This is a genomic window from Streptomyces sp. NPDC005794, assembly GCF_042871445.1.
Classification (GTDB): domain Bacteria; phylum Actinomycetota; class Actinomycetes; order Streptomycetales; family Streptomycetaceae; genus Streptomyces.
This window is the reverse complement of record NZ_JBIAIN010000005.1, coordinates 232,612-251,025: the sequence shown is the minus strand read 5'-3', so window position 1 is coordinate 251,025 and position 18,414 is coordinate 232,612. Positions and strand designations below refer to the sequence as shown.

15 protein-coding genes and 2 pseudogenes are annotated in these 18,414 nt (G+C 71.4%); 12 read left to right on the top strand and 5 right to left on the bottom strand.

Going from position 1 to position 18,414, the window contains the following annotated elements; genetic code table 11:
- Positions 1 to 137: 137 nt before the first annotated feature.
- On the top strand, positions 138 to 1,610 hold the full coding sequence (locus ACFYQ5_RS10390; RefSeq protein ID WP_389195975.1) for an AlkA N-terminal domain-containing protein: 1,473 nt from the start codon (positions 138 to 140) through the stop codon (positions 1,608 to 1,610).
- A 17-nt stretch (positions 1,611 to 1,627) separates the two neighbouring features.
- Positions 1,628 to 2,146: a methylated-DNA--[protein]-cysteine S-methyltransferase gene (locus ACFYQ5_RS10385; protein WP_389195972.1), complete on the top strand. Its 519-nt coding sequence runs from the start codon at positions 1,628 to 1,630 to the stop codon at positions 2,144 to 2,146.
- A 76-nt stretch (positions 2,147 to 2,222) separates the two neighbouring features.
- On the opposite strand, the gene ACFYQ5_RS10380 is transcribed toward ACFYQ5_RS10385, so the two are convergent.
- Positions 2,223 to 2,807 (bottom strand): TMEM165/GDT1 family protein, encoded by a 585-nt coding sequence (locus ACFYQ5_RS10380; protein ID WP_389195969.1) that lies wholly within the window; start codon positions 2,805 to 2,807, stop codon positions 2,223 to 2,225.
- A 317-nt stretch (positions 2,808 to 3,124) separates the two neighbouring features.
- Here ACFYQ5_RS10380 and ACFYQ5_RS10375 point away from each other — a divergent pair, with 317 nt between their 5' ends.
- On the top strand, positions 3,125 to 3,535 hold the full coding sequence (locus ACFYQ5_RS10375) for a (2Fe-2S) ferredoxin domain-containing protein (RefSeq protein ID WP_389195967.1): 411 nt from the start codon (positions 3,125 to 3,127) through the stop codon (positions 3,533 to 3,535).
- Positions 3,536 to 3,567: 32 nt separating this feature from the next.
- A complete protein-coding gene (locus ACFYQ5_RS10370; protein ID WP_389195965.1) occupies positions 3,568 to 4,425 on the top strand; it encodes a family 16 glycosylhydrolase in 858 nt (285 codons plus the stop codon).
- A gap of 20 nt (positions 4,426 to 4,445) precedes the next feature.
- Here the strand turns inward: ACFYQ5_RS10370 and ACFYQ5_RS10365 are convergent, their stop codons facing one another.
- Positions 4,446 to 5,174: an NAD-dependent deacetylase gene (locus ACFYQ5_RS10365; protein ID WP_389195962.1), complete on the bottom strand. Its 729-nt coding sequence runs from the start codon at positions 5,172 to 5,174 to the stop codon at positions 4,446 to 4,448.
- A 165-nt stretch (positions 5,175 to 5,339) separates the two neighbouring features.
- On the opposite strand from ACFYQ5_RS10365, the gene ACFYQ5_RS10360 reads away from it, so the two are divergent.
- The gene (locus tag ACFYQ5_RS10360) at positions 5,340 to 6,620 is read left to right on the top strand and encodes an MFS transporter (protein ID WP_389195960.1); all 1,281 of its coding nucleotides are present in this window, start codon (positions 5,340 to 5,342) and stop codon (positions 6,618 to 6,620) included.
- A 14-nt stretch (positions 6,621 to 6,634) separates the two neighbouring features.
- The gene (locus ACFYQ5_RS10355) at positions 6,635 to 7,750 is read left to right on the top strand and encodes a glycerate kinase (protein WP_389195957.1); all 1,116 of its coding nucleotides are present in this window, start codon (positions 6,635 to 6,637) and stop codon (positions 7,748 to 7,750) included.
- Between the two features lie 126 nt (positions 7,751 to 7,876).
- Here ACFYQ5_RS10355 and ACFYQ5_RS10350 read toward each other — a convergent pair.
- Positions 7,877 to 8,509: pseudogene (locus ACFYQ5_RS10350) on the bottom strand (PucR family transcriptional regulator); the annotation flags it as partial.
- Between the two features lie 216 nt (positions 8,510 to 8,725).
- Here ACFYQ5_RS10350 and ACFYQ5_RS10345 point away from each other — a divergent pair.
- Genes ACFYQ5_RS10345 through ACFYQ5_RS10325 form a run of 5 tightly spaced genes read left to right on the top strand, consistent with a single transcriptional unit; the run spans position 8,726 to position 13,523 of the window.
- A complete protein-coding gene (locus ACFYQ5_RS10345) occupies positions 8,726 to 9,523 on the top strand; it encodes an ABC transporter ATP-binding protein (protein ID WP_389195955.1) in 798 nt (265 codons plus the stop codon).
- Positions 9,511 to 10,296 (top strand): ABC transporter ATP-binding protein, encoded by a 786-nt coding sequence (locus ACFYQ5_RS10340; protein WP_389195952.1) that lies wholly within the window; start codon positions 9,511 to 9,513, stop codon positions 10,294 to 10,296. The genes ACFYQ5_RS10345 and ACFYQ5_RS10340 overlap by 13 nt, the downstream gene beginning before the upstream one ends.
- Positions 10,293 to 11,183, top strand: coding sequence for a branched-chain amino acid ABC transporter permease (locus ACFYQ5_RS10335; RefSeq protein WP_389195949.1), 891 nt, complete (start codon positions 10,293 to 10,295; stop codon positions 11,181 to 11,183). Before ACFYQ5_RS10340 ends, ACFYQ5_RS10335 begins: the two co-directional genes overlap by 4 nt.
- Positions 11,176 to 12,273 (top strand): branched-chain amino acid ABC transporter permease, encoded by a 1,098-nt coding sequence (locus ACFYQ5_RS10330; protein WP_389195947.1) that lies wholly within the window; start codon positions 11,176 to 11,178, stop codon positions 12,271 to 12,273. Before ACFYQ5_RS10335 ends, ACFYQ5_RS10330 begins: the two co-directional genes overlap by 8 nt.
- Positions 12,270 to 13,523, top strand: a complete 1,254-nt coding sequence (locus ACFYQ5_RS10325; protein WP_389195944.1) for an ABC transporter substrate-binding protein — start codon at positions 12,270 to 12,272, stop codon at positions 13,521 to 13,523. The genes ACFYQ5_RS10330 and ACFYQ5_RS10325 overlap by 4 nt, the downstream gene beginning before the upstream one ends.
- 52 nt (positions 13,524 to 13,575) lie before the next feature.
- Here ACFYQ5_RS10325 and ACFYQ5_RS10320 read toward each other — a convergent pair.
- Positions 13,576 to 14,450 (bottom strand): annotated as a pseudogene (locus ACFYQ5_RS10320) (discoidin domain-containing protein); the annotation flags it as partial.
- 244 nt (positions 14,451 to 14,694) lie between these two features.
- Here ACFYQ5_RS10320 and ACFYQ5_RS10315 point away from each other — a divergent pair.
- The gene (locus ACFYQ5_RS10315; RefSeq protein ID WP_389195941.1) at positions 14,695 to 16,065 is read left to right on the top strand and encodes a glycoside hydrolase family 5 protein; all 1,371 of its coding nucleotides are present in this window, start codon (positions 14,695 to 14,697) and stop codon (positions 16,063 to 16,065) included.
- Between the two features lie 108 nt (positions 16,066 to 16,173).
- Here the strand turns inward: ACFYQ5_RS10315 and ACFYQ5_RS10310 are convergent, their stop codons facing one another.
- Complete coding sequence (locus ACFYQ5_RS10310; RefSeq protein ID WP_389195938.1) at positions 16,174 to 18,306, bottom strand: SpoIIE family protein phosphatase; 2,133 nt, start codon at positions 18,304 to 18,306, stop codon at positions 16,174 to 16,176.
- Positions 18,307 to 18,414: the final 108 nt, after the last annotated feature.

The window sequence follows — 18,414 nt, the reverse complement described above, 5'->3', positions numbered from 1 at the left end:
GCGTGTGTACGTGATTCGCGTTCACTGACCTGAACGTGATGGGTGGGGTCCGCCACGAGAACCATGTCGGGATTCCGCGCGAGGTCGATGTCGGATTTCCGCCAGCCGTCCGGCCCTCCGTCCCCGATGCTTGGACCATGCACACCGACACCGAGCGCTGCGTGCGGGCCGTACGGTCGAAGGACGCCCGCTTCGACGGCTGGTTCTTCACCGCGGTCCTGACCACCCGGATCTACTGCAGGCCCAGCTGCCCGGTCGTGGCGCCGAAGGCCCGGAACATGTCCTTCTACCCCAGCGCCGCGGCATGCCAGCAGGCCGGATTCCGTGCGTGCAAGCGGTGCCGGCCCGACACCAGCCCCGGTTCCCCGGAGTGGAACGCCCGCGCCGACTCCGTCGCCCGTGCCATGCGCCTCATCCAGGACGGGGTCGTCGACAGGGAAGGCGTCCCGGGACTCGCCGCCCGGCTCGGATACTCCGCCCGGCAGGTCGAGCGCCAGCTCCTCGCCGAGCTCGGCGCCGGGCCCCTCGCGCTGGCCAGATCGCAGCGCGCCCAGACCGCCCGGGTGCTCATCGAGACGACCGGACTTCCCATGGCCGAGGTCGCGTTCGCGGCCGGGTTCTCGTCGATCCGCGCGTTCAACGACACCGTGCGGGAGGTCTTCGCGCTCGCCCCGGGGGAGCTGCGCACCCGCGCGGCACGAGGACGCCGCACGCCGGGGACCCCCGGCGTCATCACCCTGCGGCTGCCGTACCGCGCCCCGCTGAACCCGGGCAATCTCTTCGGGCACCTCGCCGCCACCGCCGTGCCCGGCGTCGAGGAATGGCGCGACGGCGCCTACCGCCGCACGCTCGCCCTCCCGCACGGGCACGGCATCGTGGCGCTGTCCCCGCGGTCCGGTCACATCGACTGCCGGCTGTCCCTCACCGACCCCCGCGACCTCACCCAGGCCATCAGCCGCTGCCGCAGACTCCTCGACCTGGACGCCGACCCGGTCGCCGTGGACGACCAGCTGCGCGCGGATCCGCTGCTCGCCCCGCTGGTCGACGCGGGTCCGGGACGCCGGGTGCCGCGTACGGTCGACGCGGCGGAGTTCGCCGTACGCGCCGTGCTGGGCCAGCAGGTCTCCACGGCCGCCGCCCGCACCCACGCGGCCCGGCTGGTCGGCGCCCACGGCATTCCCGTCGAGGACCCGGAAGGCGGACTGACCCATCTCTTCCCGACCTCCGGCGCACTGGCCGGCCTCGACCCCGAGGCGCTCGCTCTGCCGCGCAGCCGCCGCGCCACGCTCACCACGCTCGTGACCGCCCTCGCCGACGGGTCCCTGAGTCTGGGGGAGGGCACGGACTGGGAGAAGGCCCGCGCGGACCTGGCCGCGCTGCCGGGCTTCGGGCCCTGGACGGTCGAGGTCATCGCCATGCGGGCCCTGGGGGACCCGGACGCCTTCCTCCCCACCGACCTCGGTATCCGCAGGGCGGCCGGACACCTCGGCCTCCCGGCCACCCCCGCCGCCCTCACCGCACGTGCCACGTGGTGGCGCCCCTGGCGCGCCTACGCCGTGCAGTACCTGTGGACGGTCGACGACCACCCCATCAACCATCTGCCCGCCTGAAGGCACGAGGACGGAACATGACCACCACGCCCACGACGACCAGGCAGCACACGGTCATCGACAGCCCGTACGGGGCGCTCACTCTGGTAGCGGCCGACGGCGTGCTGTCCGGTCTCTACATGACCGGGCAGCGGCACCGTCCGCCCGAGGAGACCTTCGGCGTGCCGGACCCACGTCCCTTCGGTGAGACCGTCCGCCAGCTGGACGCCTACTTCGCGGGCGAGCTGACGGAATTCGACCTCCCGCTGCGTCTGCACGGCACCGCCTTCCAGCGCGAGGTCTGGGCCGAGCTCGTACGCATCCCGTACGGCGAGACCCGCTCCTACGGAGAACTGGCCGACCGCCTCGGCAAGCCCGGCGCCTCCCGCGCGGTGGGCCTGGCCAACGGAAAGAACCCGGTCGGGATCATCGTTCCCTGCCACCGCGTCATCGGAGCCTCGGGGAGCCTGACGGGGTACGGCGGCGGGCTGGACCGCAAGCAGCGGCTGCTCGCCTTCGAACGGGGCGCGGAGAGCGAGGCTCCGGTCCTGTTCTGAGCGCGGGCGAGGGTGCCCGGGGCCCGGGCCCCCGGCGCCCCCGGCGCCCCGGCCCCGACGCCCCGGCCTCGCCTGCTCAGCCGGTGAAGATCTCGACGACCGACCAGATCGCCAGAGCGAGCATGCACAGACCGCCGATGCGCTGCACCGTCTTCAGCGGCACCCGCTTGGCGATGAACCGCCCCGCCAGCAGCGCCAGCGCGGACACCGACATGAGGGCGGCGGCCGCCCCGATGGCAGTGGACCAGGCTCCGTTGCTCGCGGCGAGGTTCGCGGTGGTGATCTGGGTCAGGTCGCCCCACTCACTGATGAACACCGCCATGAAGGCGGTCGAGTAGACCGGCCAGAACCCGGTGACGGTCTTGATCTCCGCGTCCTCGTCGTCGTCACCGCCTCCGCTGCGCAGCAGCATGAACGCCCCGAAGGCGAAGAGGGCGGCCGAGACCAGCTTGACGGTCCAGTCGGGAAGCAGGCCGATCAGCCCGCCCGCCCCGACCGCGATGGCGACATGCACGATGAACGCGGACGACGTACCGAACCAGACGTAGAGCGGGCGCATACGCGTGCCCATGGCCAGCGAGGCGAACATCGTCTTGTCGGGGAGCTCCGCGAGGAAGATCAGCCCGAAGGCGGTGAGGATCGCCAGGGGGTCGAGATGCATTCCGGGTGGCTTTCTGTGAGAGCCGGGCCCCGGGTCTTCCGCGAAGTGCCACTCGGGCTTTTTCGGAGGACCACTCGGCCCGGCATGAGCGCAGCGCCCGCAGGGCGCGGGCGTGTCATACCTGACCGAAGGTCTCGCCCGCCCGTAAGGCTCTACGGGCCCGGCCACCGGGAACCCTGAGGCTCCAGTGTGTCGACGACCGGTTTGCGGGGCTACTCCCCTTCGCAGCCATCCACGATACCCCACCGGACCTGCGTGGGAGCGGCTCGGTACAGTCCTACGGTGATCAGCCACGCTGCGCCCGGGAGTGTCCACGTATGAGCCGCCGTCCGCGCAAGGCCGCCGGGTCCGGCCCGTCCCGGCCCACGGTGAGCGTCTGCCGGGGCTGCTGCTGCGGCACCCCCAAGATTCCGGGCGTGGACCACGCCGGGCAGCTCACGCAGCTGCGGCAGTCCCTCGACGGGGCCGCCACCGTGCGCGCGGTGGAGTGCCTGGACGCGTGTGAGCACGGCAACGTCATCGTCGTACAGCCCTCGGCCGAGGGTCGCAGGGCGGGCGGCCGCCCCGTATGGCTCGGGCTGGTCAACGACCCGCACGCCGTCGCCGACGTCGCCGCCTGGGCGGCGGAGGGCGGGCCCGGCCTCGTGGATCCGCCGGAGATCCTGGACCTGTACGCGTTCAGCCCCTCCCGCCGGATCCGCGCAGGGCTGGACGGCGAGGGATCGTGATGAGGGCCCGGACGCGAGGCAGGAGCGGCGTGATGAACCGACGGACCCGACTGGCACTCGTGCTGGCGCTGGGCGGACTGCTGAGCGGATGCGGTTCCGCTCCGGCGCACACGCGTTCTCCCTCGGCGGAGGAAAAGCCTTTCTGGCAGGCGGAGTTCGACGGAGCGGCGGCCACCCGCCCGTCGGAAGACTCCTGGAACACGGAAACCGGGAACCGGGACGCCGAGGGGTGGGGCAACAACGAGCTGCAGTACTACACGGACGACGCGGCCAACTCCGCTCTCGACGGCGCGGGGCACCTCGTGATCTCGGCGCGTCCGGCCCCCGCCGGGTCCGAACTGCCCTGCTACACGCAGGAGTTCTGCACCTGGACGTCGGCCCGCCTGACCACCGAGGGGAAGGTCGCGCTCACCCACGGACGCGTGGAGGTCCGCGCGAAGATGCCCACCGGCACCGGGCTGCTGCCGGCGATCTGGATGCTGGGCGACAACGGAGTCGAATGGCCCGGACAGGGTGAGATCGACATCTGCGAGGTGGTCGGCGGAGAACCGCGCACGGTGTACGGCACCGCGCACGGGCCGACGTACTTCAACGAGAACGGAATCGACGGCTCCACCACCCTTGCCGCCGACGCGTCGCAGGCGTTCCACACCTACGCCGTCGACAAGCAACCGCGCCGCATCACCTGGTCCGTCGACGGAAAGCCGTACTTCACGTTGACCCCGTCGAAGCTGCCCGCATCACGCGACTGGGTCTTCGAACAGGACATGCACCTGCTGCTCAACGTCGCCGTCGGAGGCGACTGGCCCGGGCCTCCCGATGCCTCGACGCCGTCGCCCGCGGCCATGACGGTCGACTACGTGCGCTTCTACGGCAAGGGCCGCGCGTAACCGGTCCGGGGGAGGACCTCTCAGGCCGTGCCCTCGGCCAGCCGCTCCAGCAGCGCGGGCAGGGCCGTCCCGATGGGTTCGCGGACGGTCTCCTCGGCCAGCGCGTCGTACGGGGTCGGCTCGGCGTTCACCACGATGAGCCGGGCCCCGTGCTCCACCGCGATGCCGGCCAGTGAGGCCGCGGGCTGCACCTGGAGGGTCGTGCCCACCGCGACGAACACCTGGCTGGCCTTGGTGATCGCCATCGCCTCGGCCAGCACCTGCGGATCCAGGCGCTCGCCGAACATCACCGTCGCCGACTTCAGGATCCCGCCGCAGACCGTGCACGGCGGGTCCGCCTCGCCGGCCTCCACCCGCGCCAGCGCGTCCGCCATGGCCGACCGGGCGTGGCACCGGGTGCAGACCACCTTGCGTGCGGTGCCGTGGAGTTCGACGACCTTGCGGGCGGACAGGCCGGCGAGCTGGTGCAGTCCGTCGACGTTCTGTGTGATCACCCGGACCGGGGTGCCGGAACTCTCCAGCGCGGCCACCGCTCGATGGGCGGCGTTCGGCTCGGCGCCCCACGTCGCGCTGGTACGGCGCATCTGCCAGGAGCGGCGCCGGATCTCCGGGTCGGACATGTAGAAGTCGTACGTGACGAGCTTCTCCGCCTCCGGGTCCTTGCGCCAAAGGCCTTGCGGCCCGCGGTAGTCGGGGATGCCGGAGTCCGTGGAGATGCCGGCGCCGCTGAGGATCGCGACGAGAGTCATGACCCGACCCTACGGAACGGCCCGCGCCGGCCGCGACGGTATTTCCGCATGCCGCCGTCGCGCGCCGTGCGCCGCCCACGGGCACCCGCAATGAAGGGACACAGCCATGCTCGTGTGTACGTTGAAGGAGGTCCGACAAGCGTGAACACCCAGGATTGAGGCTGCATGGCAACGGCACGGCCGGCTCGCCGGCACGGACTGGCCCTGCTCGCGGCCCTGATGCTGGCCGCGTTCACCTTCAACACCACGGAGAACCTTCCGATCGGGCTGCTCGAGGTCATCTCGGCCGACCTCCAGGTGTCCCTCTCGGCGGTGGGCTTTCTGGTCACCGCGTACGGACTGACCGTCGCCGTGGTCTCCCTGCCGATCGCGCACGCCACACGGTCCATGCCGCGCCGTCATGTGCTCACCGTGCTCCTGGCCGCGCTCGTCCTGTCCAGCCTGGTGTCGGCGCTGGGCGCCGGCTACTGGCTGCTCATGGCCACCAGGCTGGTGACCGCGCTCGCCCAGGCGCTGTTCTGGGCGGTGATGGGACCCGTGGCGGTCGGCCTGTTCGCAACGCCTGTCCGGGGGCGGGTGATCGGGGCGCTGTCGGTGGCCGGTTCGCTGGCCCTGGTGCTCGGTGTCCCCGTCGGCACGTGGCTGGGCCAGCAGAGCACGTGGCAGGTCCCTCTCGTCGTGCTGGCCGGGCTGGGGCTGGTCTCCCTCGTGACGATCGCCGCTCTGCTCCCGACCTCGCGTCCGGGGGAGGGGCACGCCGCATACGGCTCGGCACCCGACAGGCGCCGGTTCGGGATCGTGCTGGTGACCACCGTGCTGTCCGTCACGGGCGCGTTCACGGGCTATACGTACATGGTGAAGTTCCTGGGTGACGTGAGTGGCTTCTCCGACACCTCGGCGGGCGCCCTGTTGATGGTCTCCGGCATCGCGGGCCTGACCGGCGTGACGATCGCCGGACCTCTCCTGGACCGCTTCCCGCGCGGAACACTGGTCGTTCCCGTGGCCACCCAGGCGGCCGGGATGCTGGGCCTGTACGCGACCGGTACCATCCAGGCCGGAGCAGTCGCGTGCCTGGCGCTGCTGGGGGGCTCGCTCGGGCCGGTGTTCATGGCGACGCAGAACCAGATGCTCCGCGTCGCTCCCGGCCGTACCGAGATCGCGCTGGCGGCCAACTCCGGCGCCTACAACGCCGGGATCGCGGCAGGGGCGCTGCTCGGCGGCATGATCCTGTCCTCGTCGGACGTGCGGACCACGTTCCTCGTGGGCGGGCTGCTGACCCTCACGGCGTTCGTGGTGCTGCTCACCGAGAGGACGCTGCCGCCCGTGGAACAGGGCCTTCCGGACGGAACCGGCCGGAGGGCGGACAGCCATGGGCAGATCAGGGGTGGTCCGGATAAGGTCGGGACGGCGCGACTGCCTGTTCGAAAGCAAAGGGATGCAAGGTGACGGACGGAGCAGCGATGAAGACCCCCCACGTGCTCGTGGCGGCGGACAAGTTCAAGGGCTCCCTGACGGCCGTACAGGTCGCGGAGCGTGTGACGGCCGGACTGCGGCGTGTCGCCCCCGGGGTGCGGGTGGAGACCCTGCCCGTCGCGGACGGCGGCGACGGTACGGTCGCGGCGGCGGTGGCCGCCGGATTCGAGCGACATGAGGCCCGGGTGACCGGGCCGCTGGGGACCCCGGTCACGGCGGCGTACGCGGTGCGCGACACGACCGCCGTGGTGGAGATGGCCGAGGCCTCGGGCCTCCAGCACCTGCCCGCAGGGGAGTTCGCCCCGCTCACGGCGACCACGTACGGCTCCGGGGAACTGCTGGCGGCCGCCCTCGACGCGGGCGCCCGGACGATCGTGTTCGGCGTCGGCGGGAGTGCCACGACGGACGGCGGCGCGGGCATGCTCGCCGCACTCGGGGCGCGTCTCCTGGACGGCGACGGCAAGCCCGTCGGTCCCGGCGGCGGCGCACTCGCCGAGCTGGCCGAGGCCGACCTGTCGGGGCTCGACCCCCGGCTCGCGGACATCGACCTGATCCTGGCCAGCGACGTGGACAACCCGCTGACCGGCCCGAAGGGCGCCCCAGAGATCTACGGACGGCAGAAGGGGGCCACCGAGGACGACATCGCCGTCCTCGACGCGGCGCTCGTCCACTACGCGTCCGTGCTGGGACCCGAGACCGCCGCGCTGCCCGGAGCGGGCGCTGCCGGAGGCATCGGCTACGGCGCACTCGTCGCACTGGGCGCACGCTTCCGGCCCGGCATCGAGGTCATGCTCGACGTCCTGGGCTTCGCCCCCGCGCTGGCTCGGGCCACACTCGTCGTCACCGGCGAGGGCTCGCTCGACGAGCAGACCCTGCACGGCAAGGCCCCGGCGGGGGTCGCGGCAGCGGCCCGCGCCGCGGGAGTGGAGGCCGTCGCCGTGTGCGGGCGCCTGGCCCTGCCGCCGGAGGCACTGGGCGAGGCGGGTATCAGGCGGGCCTACGCCCTGACGGACCTGGAGCCCGATCCGGCCGTCTGCATGGCCCAGGCCGGACCCCTGCTGGAACGAGCGGCCGAGGCGATCGCCCGCGACTTCCTGTCCTGACGCACCGCCGTGAGGGGGTGCCCGCCCGGCACCCCCACACGGCCGCCCCGCCGTCAGTCTGAACGCGTCCAGCGCCAGCATCATCTCGATCAGTTCGCGCGGCCGTGACAGCGACCGAGAGGTCAGTCGCTCCAGCCTCCGCAGACGGTTGAGCACGGTGTTGCGGTGGCAGTACAACCGCCCCGCCGCCCGCCCCGCGGATCCGCCGCACTCCAGCCACGCGTCGAGCGTCCGCACCAGCAGTGCCCGGTCCGCCGGGTCCAGCGCCAGCAGCGGGCCGAGAACATCCGTGACCAGCCGGGCCGACAGCTCCGGCTGGCTCACCAGCAGCGCCGCGGGCAGCCGCTCCTCCAGCCGGACGATCTCCCGCACGCCCGGCGGACAGGTCAGCAGTGCCACCTCGGCCAGCCGGCGCGCGGCCCCCAGCCCCGCCAGCCCGTCGGCCACCGGGCCGATCCCCCCGGCGCCCGTGCACCACCGCACCAGCAGCGCGGCGAGCGCCGCCGGATCCCGGTCACCCAGGGCGACGACGAGGATCTCCCGGTCCGTTCGTTCCCGCCGGAAGAACCGCAGCCCGTCCGCCTCCAGCGCGACGCCCGCCGGCCCGCCCCCGCCGCCCCGCAGCACGGCCACCGCGTAACGGCCCTGCTCCGGCAGATCCAGACCGCTCGCCGCGCGCGCCGCGAGGCCCGGCTCCGACCGGTCCTCCAGCAGGGCGTCGAGCAGCGCCCGGCCCCGCTCGTCACTGCGCCGCCGCATCTCTTCGCTCCGTTCCGCAGCCGAGCCGCTCATGGCTGGTGAGGATGCCACCGGCCGCGCCGGGGACGACCGCGCATCACCTCCCTCTGTGCACACGCACAACCGGGCCCCTCGAAGACTGGTCACCCGCAGCGATTGCGCCCGGGGTCGTGGACGCGCGCCGCGCCCGCTGCTGGTCTGTGGCACCACAACGACCAGTCGGAAGGAGGAGGACGCATGGCAACGCTCGAGATCCGCGAACTGTCCGTGGGCTACGGCCCGGTACGGGCACTGCGCGACGTCTCCGTCGACGTGCCCGCCGGCGCGATCACCGCTGTACTCGGTGGCAACGGCGCCGGCAAGACCACGCTGCTGCGGGCCGTATCGCGGACCCTCGGCTTCCACCGCGGCACGGGCACGGGCACCATCCGCTTCGACGGCCGTCCCCTGGACGGACTCCGCCCCGCGCAGGTGGTGGCGGCGGGAGTGATCCAGGTACCGGAAGGGCGGCAGGTGTTCGCCCGGATGACGGTGGCGGACAACCTGCGGGCGGGCGCACTCGGGGCACGCGGCGGGCGCAAGGCGGCGGCCGCCGCCCTCCACCGCGTACACGACCTGTTCCCGGTGCTCGCCGAGCGCGCGCACCAGCGGGCCGGCCTGCTGTCCGGCGGTGAGCAGCAGATGCTGGCGATGGGACGGGCCCTGATGGCCGCGCCCCGTCTGCTGCTGCTGGACGAGCCGTCGCTCGGCCTCGCCCCGCTGATGGCGGCGAAGATCGCCGAGACGATCCAGGAGATCAACGCGAGCGGCACCGCCGTCATGCTCGTCGAGCAGAACGCGGCCATCGCGCTGCGGCTCGCCTCCACCGCGTACGTCCTGGACGTCGGCGAGGTCGCACTCGACGGTCCGGCCGACGAGCTCGCCGCCTCCGACGAGGTACGCCGCCGCTACCTCGGCGTCGTCGACGAGACGGCCGCCGAGGACGCGGCCCAGGCGGAAGGCGCCACCCGCGCCCTGAGCAGGTGGTCCGCGTGACGACAGCCCCGGCCCCCCTCGCCGTACGCGACGTGACCGTACGCTTCGCCGGACTCACCGCCCTCGACTCGGTCTCCTTCACCGTCGAGCCGGGCAGCGTGCACGCCGTCATCGGACCCAACGGCGCGGGCAAGTCCACCACCTTCAACGTGCTTTCCGGCGTCTACCGCGCCACCTCGGGCAGCGTGCGCCTGGGGGACACCGAACTCACCGGTCTCGCCCCGCACAGGATCGCCGACCTCGGCGTCGCCCGCACCTTCCAGAACCTGGCCCTGCCGCCGCACGCCACCGTCGCCGAAAGCCTCATGCTCGGCCGGCACCGGCTCACCCGCGCCGGCTTCGTGGCCTCCGGACTGAGGCTGCCCTCCGCGACCCGGGAGGCCCGCCGGCACCTCGAACGCGTGCGTGAGATCGCCGGGTTCATCGGCCTGGAGAAGGAACTCGACTTCCCCGCAGGCGCCCTCCCGTACGGGAAGCAGAAGCTCGTCGAGCTCGGCCGCGCCCTGTGCATGGAGCCCGAGGTCCTGCTCCTGGACGAGCCCATCGCGGGCATGACGGCGCACGAGCGCCGCCGCACCGCGGCCGTCGTCGCCGGCGTCCGCGACAGCCTCGGCATCTCGATCGTCATGGTCGAACACGACATGGGGGTGGTGATGCGGCTCGCGGACGCCGTGACCGTACTCGACTTCGGACGCAGGATCGCGGGTGGCACGCCCGCCGAGGTCCAGAACGACCCGGCCGTCGTGCAGGCCTACCTGGGGGCACAGGAATGACCACCTTCATCGAACTCCTCCTCGGCGGCCTGTCGATCGGCTCGGTCTACGCACTGATCGCCCTGGGCTTCGTCGTCATCTTCAAGGCGACCGAGGTCGTCAACTTCGCCCACGCCTCGCTGCTCCTGGCGGGCGGATACGTCACCGCCGTACTCCACGACGACATCGGCTTCTGGCCGGCGCTCGGCGTCGGCATCGCGGGCGCGGCGGTCGTCGGTTCGGCGGTCGAGTTCTTCGTCATGCGCCGCTACCGGGGGAGCGACCAGAGCGTCCTGGCCATCGTCACCATCGGCGTCGACATCCTCCTCACCACCGAACTCGTCCGGCGCATGGGGACGGACGTGATGTCGCCGGGCGACCCGTGGGGTGACGACGTCGTCACCCTCGGGGGCGTCACCCTCGCCGAGACCCGCATCGCGGCGTTCCTGGTCGCGGGGCTGCTCATCACGGTGTTCCTGCTCGCCTTCCGCTTCACCTCGTGGGGCGTCTCCATGCGGGCGGCGGCCGAGAACCCGCAGACCGCCGCGCTGATGGGCATCCGGCTCGGCCGGGTGTCCCTCTCCGCCTGGGCGGTCGCCGGAGCCCTCGCCGCGGTCGCCGCGCTCTTCCTCACGGTGTTCCCGACCCCGGGCCTGGAACGGGCCACCTCACTCGCCGCGCTCAAGGCGTTCCCCGCCGCGATCCTCGGCGGTCTCGACTCGACGACCGGGGCACTCGTCGGTGGGCTCGTTGTCGGAGTCACCGAGTCACTCGCCACGGGCTACCAGAGCGACCTCTCCTTCCTCGGACGGGGCATCGGTGATCTCGCGCCGTACCTGGTGATGGTGGTCGTCCTGCTCGTCCGCCCGGCGGGACTCTTCGGTACGAAGGAGCTGTCCCGTGTCTGAAGCCACCAAGGACACCGCCGCGGGAAGCACGTTCGCGGGCCGACTGCGCCGCCCCGCCCCCTATCTCTGGCTGGCCGGCTCCGTCCTGCTCCTGCTCCTCCCGTTCTACCTGGACCGTTTCTGGCTCCAGGCCGGACTCTTCGCGATGGCCGCGGCGATCGGGGCGATCGGGCTCAACCTGCTCACCGGCTCCACCGGCCAGCTCTCCATGGGGCACGCCTTCTTCCTCGCCGTGGGCGCGTACAGCTACTGCATCCTGGCGGGGGAGAGCAGCACCGAGAACGGGCACGCCCTCACCGGCCTCGGCCTCCCCACCTGGCTCGCGGCGATCCTGGCCGTACTCCTGGCGGGGGCCGCGGGCGGTCTCTTCAGCCCCATCGCGGGACGGCTGAGCGGCGCCTACCTCGGTATCGCCACACTCGCGCTGATCTTCATCGGCCAGCACGTGCTGTTCAACGCGGGCTCGCTCACCGGCGGCTTCAACGGCCGTCCGGTGCCGCCCCTCTCGCTGTTCGGGTTCACCTTCGACGACGCCGAGGTGCTCGTCGCCGCAGTGCCCTTCCAGTCCTCCGAGAAGCTCTGGTACCTCGGACTGGCGGCGCTCCTGGCCGGCGGGCTCTTCGCCCGCGGTGTGCTGCGCGGCAGGCCCGGCCGGGCGCTCAACGCCATCCGGGACCACCGGATCGCCGCCGGCGTCATGGGGGTGCCGGTGGCCGGGTACCGCGCCGGTGTCTTCGTCCTGTCCTCGATGTACGCGGGCCTCGCGGGCGTCCTGCTCGCGCTGGTCTTCCAGCGGACCGTGCCCGAGTACTTCGGCATGATCCTGTCCCTCGAGTACCTCGCCATGATCGTCATAGGCGGGCTGGGCAGTGTCGCGGGCGCCGTCATCGGCGCCGCGTTCGTGTCGCTGCTCCCGCAGGTGCTCACCCACTACAGCGACTCCCTCCCCCTCGTGTCCGCCCCCGGTACGGGCGGAATCGCACCGGGCGAGGCGTCCCGCTATCTGTACGGCGCCGCGGTCGTCGCGGTCGTCCTGTTCCTGCCCGGCGGCATTGCGCGTCTGAAGAATCCAGGGGAGAAGAAGAAATGAAGCTACGTGTTGTCGGAGCCGTTGCCGCGGCTCTCACGCTCACTCTCGTGGGATGCAGCGAGAAGGCGAAGTCGTCGGACGACGGCGCCGCGGACAAGAAGGGGGTGAAGACCGGGGAGGGAGTCACCGACTCGAAGATCACCCTCGGTGCACTCACCGACATGACCGGCGTGTACGCCTCGCTGGGCAAGAGCGTCACCCAGGCCCAGCAGCTCTGGGTGCAGGAGACGAACAAGGCCGGAGGCATCTGCGACCGGCAGATCGAACTGACCGTCCGTGACCACGGATACGACCCGCAGAAGGCGATCGGCGCCTACACCGAGCTCGAACCGGAGGTGCTGGGCTTCACCCAGTTCATCGGCTCCCCGTTCGTGTCCGCCGTCGAGTCGCGCATCGACGGCCAGGACAAGGCCATCGTCCTGCCCCAGGCCTGGTCGGCGAACCTGGTCGGCTCCGCGTACGTCCGCGTCATCGGAGCCACGTACGACGTCGAGACGATCAACCTGATCGACTTCCTGCTCGCCGAGAAGCGCATCGCCGAGGGCGACAAGATCGGCCACGTCTACTTCGAGGGCGACTACGGCGAGAACGCCCTGGCGGGCTCGAAGCACGCGGCGGAGGAAGCGGGCCTCACCGTCGTCGAGCAGAAGATCAAGCCGACCGACAACGACATGACCGCCCAGGTGTCCGCGCTCAAGCAGGCCGGCGTGAAGGCGGTCATCGTGAGCGCGGGTCCGCGTCAGGCGGCCTCCCTGGTCGGCGTCGCCGCGGCCACCGGCTTCGACGTCCCGGTCGTCGGCAACAACTCCGCGTACGCCCCGCAGCTCCTGGCGACCCAGGCGGGTGCCGCCCTGCAGAAGGACTACTACATCGGCGCCTCCACCCTGCCCATCGGTGACCCGGCGGCAGGACCGTCCGAGCTCGCCGAGGCCTACGCGGCCCAGTACCCGAAGGACGGGCTCGACAACGGCGTCATCGCCGGATACAACGCCGCGTCCGTCTTCGGCGAGGCACTGGAGAAGGCCTGCGACTCGAAGGACCTCACCCGTGAGGGCGTCGACAAGGCTCTGCTCACCATCAAGGACTTCGGTGGTGATTTCGGGATCTCGCACGACTTCACCGACCCGGCGGCGCCTTCCACCCGGCAGACCGTCGTCATGAAGCCGGACGCCAAGGCCCCCGGTGGCCTCAAGGTGGTCCGCCCGGCCGAGGTGGCCCCGGCCGCCGAGTCCTTCACGCTCAAGCCCTGACCCTCCCCGCACAGCGACGGGCCCGGCGGAGGCCGGGCCCGTCCGTGCGCGGTCAGTGGGTGTAGGCCTCCAGTTCGGACAGCTGGCCCGCGGGCCAGCCGCTGTTCGCCGTGAACGTCAGCCGCAGATACCGGACGGTTGTCCCGGTGAGCGCCACCGTCGCGGTGTTACCGCCCGAAGGGCTGAAGGTGTATCCCGCCGACGGCTTGAGGGAGCTGTAGGCGGAGTTGTCGGTGCTGCCCGTCACACCGATCGTCTGCGTGCGCGTCGCCCAGGCGGCGGCCGGAGGAAGCTTCAGCACCAGCCGCTCGACCGTCTTCGCCGCACCGAGGTCCACGGTGACGGACTGCGGGAAGGCGTTGTTGCGGCTCTCCCAGTAGCTGTCGGCGTTGCCGTCCACCGCGTTGCCGGCGCCGTGGACATCGGCGTGGCCGGACTCGGTGACCGGGCGGCCCTGCGCCAGGTTGCCCGTCTCTTCGGGCGGGTCCGTCGGATCCGGGGGGTCGGTCGGGTCCGTCGGGCCACCGCCACCGGGAACCCCTCCGTTGGTCCACACCGGGTCGGGCCAGACACCCGTACAGGCGGGCGGGTTCGCGTACCTGCCCGAGTTACCGGTGCCCTGGGAGATCTGGAAGCCGCTGCCCACGCAGTTGTGGATCGGGTTGGACCGGGCGATGTGTGTGGCGACGACCTTGTTGAACGAGGCCGTGCCCGGAGCCTGGATCTGCAGCGCGTACGTGCCCGCCCCGTCGATCCTGATGTCGTCGAAGGGCAGTCCGTTGCTCGCGCCCTCGATCAGATGGATCGCGGCGTAGGAGCTGTCCAGGATCTCGCTGTCGGTGATGTTGATGGTGGCGTCGTCGATCGGTTCGTTGAGTCCGCTGAACCAGATCGGGCGACGCCGAAGCGCCAGTTGAAGTCGTGGCTAGGAGTTCCGACGTAAAGAAGACCACGGTGCTGCGCAAGATTTCGTCTTCATTACTCAAATAAACGACTCGGCGGTGGGAATGTCGAGCACCTGTGGGGGGTACGCCTTTTCAAGAGGTGAACGTTGTCATGCCCATTGACAGTCGTTCTGCCGTGCTGGCTTCATGTGACCAACGGAATGGGAGCGCTCCCATCCTCGCTGCCCGCCTCACCCCCCGAAAGGCGACAACGGATGAAGCCACGGATGAGAGAACGGTTGGCCAGGGCGACGGCCGCCGCGGTCACCGCGACCGCCCTGCTGATGGCGCTCTCCGGCCCGGTCACGGCTCAGGCCGCAGGCGCAGGTGCGACGGGAGGTACCGCTGAGGAGGCGGCGGCCGGCACCGCGTCAGCCGCCGGCACGGACTGGCTGCACACCGAGGGAAACCGGATCGTCGACGAACAGGGCAATCAGGTCTGGCTGACCGGTGCCAACTGGTTCGGCTTCAACGCCACCGAGCGCGTCTTCCACGGCCTGTGGTCCGCCAACCTGGACACGATCACCAGGCAGATGGCGGAGCGCGGCATCAACATCGTCCGCGTACCGATCTCCACCCAGCTCCTGCTGGAGTGGAAGAACGGCCAGGCTGCCGTCTCCGGTGCGGTCAACACCTGGGCCAACCCCGAGCTCGAGGGCAGGACGACGCTGGGGGTCTTCGACGCCTTCCTGGGCGTGGCCGAGAAGTACGGCATCAAGGTGATGCTCGACGTCCACAGCGCGGAGGCCGACAACTCCGGCCATGTGCATCCCGTGTGGTGGAAGGGCGCGATCACCCCCGAGCACTTCTACTCCGCCTGGGAGTGGGTGGCCGCCCGGTACAGGACGAACGACACCCTGGTGGCGATGGACGTCAAGAACGAACCCCACGGCAAGCAGTCCGACAGCCCCCGGGCCAAGTGGGACGGTTCCACCGACCAGGACAACTTCAAGTACGTCTGCGAGACCGCCGGCAAGCGCATCCTCGCGATCAACCCGGCCGTCCTCGTGATGTGCGAGGGCATCGAGATCTACCCCAAGGACGGGGCGAACTGGGCCTCCACCTCGGCGACCGACTACCACGGCATGTGGTGGGGCGGAAACCTGCGCGGGGCGAAGGACCACCCGGTCGACCTCGGCGCGCAGCAGGACCAACTGGTCTACTCCCCGCACGACTACGGGCCGCTGGTGTACCAGCAGCCCTGGTTCCAGGGGGAGTGGAACCGCGCCACGCTGGAGCGCGACGTCTGGGACCCCAACTGGCTCTACCTGCACAAGGACGGCACCGCACCGCTGTTCATCGGTGAATGGGGCGGTCACCTCGACGACGGTCCGAACGAGAAGTGGATGACCGCCCTGCGCGATCTGATCGTGGAGAACGGCATCCACCAGACCTTCTGGTGCATCAACCCCAACTCCGGTGACACGGGAGGGCTGCTGGGCTACGACTGGGCGACGTGGGACGAGGCCAAGTACGCCCTGCTCAAGCCCGCTCTGTGGCAGTCGGGCGGGAAGTTCGTCAGCCTCGACCACGAGGTCAGGCTCGGCGGTCAGGCCAGCACCACGGGCATCAGCCTGGGCGACCTCTACGGCGGTTGAGTCCCGAGCCGCCACCCCCAGAACGCCCTGGGGCGTCGATGAACCCCACCGCCTCGGCGCCCCAGGGCTCTCCAGCCCCTTTCGGCAAGGACATGGTGCCGGCCCACCTCAGCCCTCCGGCCGGAGCGCCTTGATCAGCAGCAGCGCGATGTCGTCGGTGCCGGGCGTGGCCTCCTTCGCGTACCGCACGAGTGTGTCGGCGACGGAGTCCATGCTCCGGTCCTGGGCAAGGGCGAAGTGCGCGGCCAGATCGGCGGTGGCGTCGTCGAAGTCCACGCCCGGCGCCTCCACGAGTCCGTCGGTGTACAGAGCGAGCGCCGCGCCGGGCGGCAGCGGGACCTCGGCCGTCGGGTAGCGGGACGCGGGATCGATGCCGAGGAGGAGGCCGGGCGGCAGGCCGAGAACCTCGGTCTGCCCGTCGGGATGTCGTAGCAACGGTGCGGGGTGGCCCGCGGTGGCGAGGCACGCGCTGTGCCGGGCGAGGTCGAGATGGATGTAGAGGCAGCTGGTGAACAGGCCGGGATCGAGGTCGGTGAGCAGACGGTTGGTGCGGGACAGCACCTCGTCGGGCGGCGCGCCGGCGGAGGCGTGCACGGCGGTGCGGACCTGTCCCATGAGCGCGGCGGCGTTCACGTTGTGACCCTGTACGTCGCCGATGGTCGCGGCGGCCGTGGTGTCGTCCAGCCGGATCAGGTCGTAGAAGTCCCCGCCGATTCCCATGCCCCGGGTGGCCGGGAGATAGCGGGCCGCGACGTCGAGACTGGTGAACCGCGGCAGGGTGTGGGGCAGGAGGTGGGCCTGCAGGCTGTGCGCGAGCTGGTCCTTGACGTCGTAGAGGCGGGCGCGGTCCAGTGCCTGGGCGAGCAACCCCGCGATCGAGGTGAGCAGGGCGCGTTCCTCGGGCTCGAAGGGGTGCGGCCGGTCGTAGGCGAGGACCAGCGAGCCGATCGGGCGCCCTGAGACGATCAGCGGGAGGAAGGCGCAGGCGGCCACGGCCTGGCGGAGGCCCGCCGACGGATACGCGCGCTGCAGCTCGGTGAAGGTGGGATAGAAATCGGGGATGCCCGTCATCAGCACGTGCGCGGCGGGTGTGGGCGAAGTCAGTGGCGCACCGTCGAAACGGTCCATGAGCGTGGGGTGGCTGCCGCGGCAGCCCTCGACCCGTAGCCGTCCCTCCGTCGACGTCATGATGATCAGGCTCTGGATCCGGAAGGCGGGCATCACCTGGTCGCCGGCCAGCTCGATCACGTCCTGCGTGCCCACCGCCTCGGTGAGCGTCGCCGCCAGATGCATCAGGTGGTACAGGGCGGTGGCCCGACTGTGCACGGCCGAGGGCGGCGGCAGCTTCGGGGCCGTGACCTCCGTGAGGCCGGGCTCCGAGCTGGGCAGGATCCGTACGCTGATGCCGGTGGCGTTCGGGAACAGCTGGAACGACAGCCACAGGTCCGGCGGTCGCAGCACGGTGAAGCTCGTCTGCTGCCGGCTGATGACGGCGGCCCGGTAGTGGTCCTCGACGGCGGGGTCGTGCAGCCAGGGGAGCGACACCCAGGGCAGCGTGCCGCACACGTCGTCCGTCCGGGTCCCCAGCAGCGCCGCAGCCGCGTCGTTGAGGTACGTGATGGTCCCGTCGAGCGCCAGCGCGACGCTCCCGCCGGGCAGCCGCTGGACGAATTCCACGGCCGCCGCGGCCTTGTCCGGGTCCGGCACGGCAGGCTCGGGCGGGGGCATCACTCTCGGCGATGCCCCCGGAACGACGGGGTAGCCGTCGGCCTCTGTCTGTTGCAGAAGCGTGCCGATGCCGTGGCATCCCCTGACGACGGCAAGGCGCTCCTCGGGCGTCAGCTGAGGGGGATGCGACCCGGGCCACAGCAGTACGAGTCCGCCACGCGCGGTGGTCCCGGTGCGGACGGGGGCGGCGGCCAGCGTGAACTGGTACGGCAGGACGAGCGCGGCGCGCGGATAGCGGTGTGCCAGCTCCTCCTGGCTGCCGAGCCAGATCAGACAGCCCAGACGTACGGCGTCCGCCACCGGCATCGGCGCCGACAGCGGAACCCGGGTCCACGGGGTGGCCAGCTCGTCCGGCACCCCGGTGAGCAGGGCCAGGTGCAGCGTGGTGCCGTTCTCCGGCAGCAGATACAGCATCGCGACGGACGCGCCGGTCTCCCGCACGATGTGGGCCACGGCGCTGTCCAGCAGCTCCGTGCCCGAACCCGCGGAGACCGAGGCGGCTTGGTCCTGCACACAGTCCAGCTTCCCCCGGGGCAGGGGGCGACGCATTCGCTGAGGGCCCGGGGCACGTACGAGGGCCCGGATGCCGGGGAGCATCCGGGCCCTCGTCACAGGGTGTTC

What these genes read in the sequence shown, in the direction of transcription:
- ACFYQ5_RS10365 (WP_389195962.1), bottom strand. Translation starts at nt 5,174, where the DNA reads ATGACTCTCGTCGCGATCCTCAGCGGCGCCGGCATCTCCACGGACTCC.
- ACFYQ5_RS10375 (WP_389195967.1), top strand. Translation starts at nt 3,125, where the DNA reads ATGAGCCGCCGTCCGCGCAAGGCCGCCGGGTCCGGCCCGTCCCGGCCC.
- ACFYQ5_RS10360 (WP_389195960.1), top strand. Translation starts at nt 5,340, where the DNA reads ATGGCAACGGCACGGCCGGCTCGCCGGCACGGACTGGCCCTGCTCGCG.
- ACFYQ5_RS10315 (WP_389195941.1), top strand. Translation starts at nt 14,695, where the DNA reads ATGAGAGAACGGTTGGCCAGGGCGACGGCCGCCGCGGTCACCGCGACC.
- ACFYQ5_RS10325 (WP_389195944.1), top strand. Translation starts at nt 12,270, where the DNA reads ATGAAGCTACGTGTTGTCGGAGCCGTTGCCGCGGCTCTCACGCTCACT.
- ACFYQ5_RS10370 (WP_389195965.1), top strand. Translation starts at nt 3,568, where the DNA reads ATGAACCGACGGACCCGACTGGCACTCGTGCTGGCGCTGGGCGGACTG.
- ACFYQ5_RS10380 (WP_389195969.1), bottom strand. Translation starts at nt 2,807, where the DNA reads ATGCATCTCGACCCCCTGGCGATCCTCACCGCCTTCGGGCTGATCTTC.
- ACFYQ5_RS10355 (WP_389195957.1), top strand. Translation starts at nt 6,635, where the DNA reads ATGAAGACCCCCCACGTGCTCGTGGCGGCGGACAAGTTCAAGGGCTCC.
- ACFYQ5_RS10390 (WP_389195975.1), top strand. Translation starts at nt 138, where the DNA reads ATGCACACCGACACCGAGCGCTGCGTGCGGGCCGTACGGTCGAAGGAC.
- ACFYQ5_RS10335 (WP_389195949.1), top strand. Translation starts at nt 10,293, where the DNA reads ATGACCACCTTCATCGAACTCCTCCTCGGCGGCCTGTCGATCGGCTCG.
- ACFYQ5_RS10385 (WP_389195972.1), top strand. Translation starts at nt 1,628, where the DNA reads ATGACCACCACGCCCACGACGACCAGGCAGCACACGGTCATCGACAGC.
- ACFYQ5_RS10345 (WP_389195955.1), top strand. Translation starts at nt 8,726, where the DNA reads ATGGCAACGCTCGAGATCCGCGAACTGTCCGTGGGCTACGGCCCGGTA.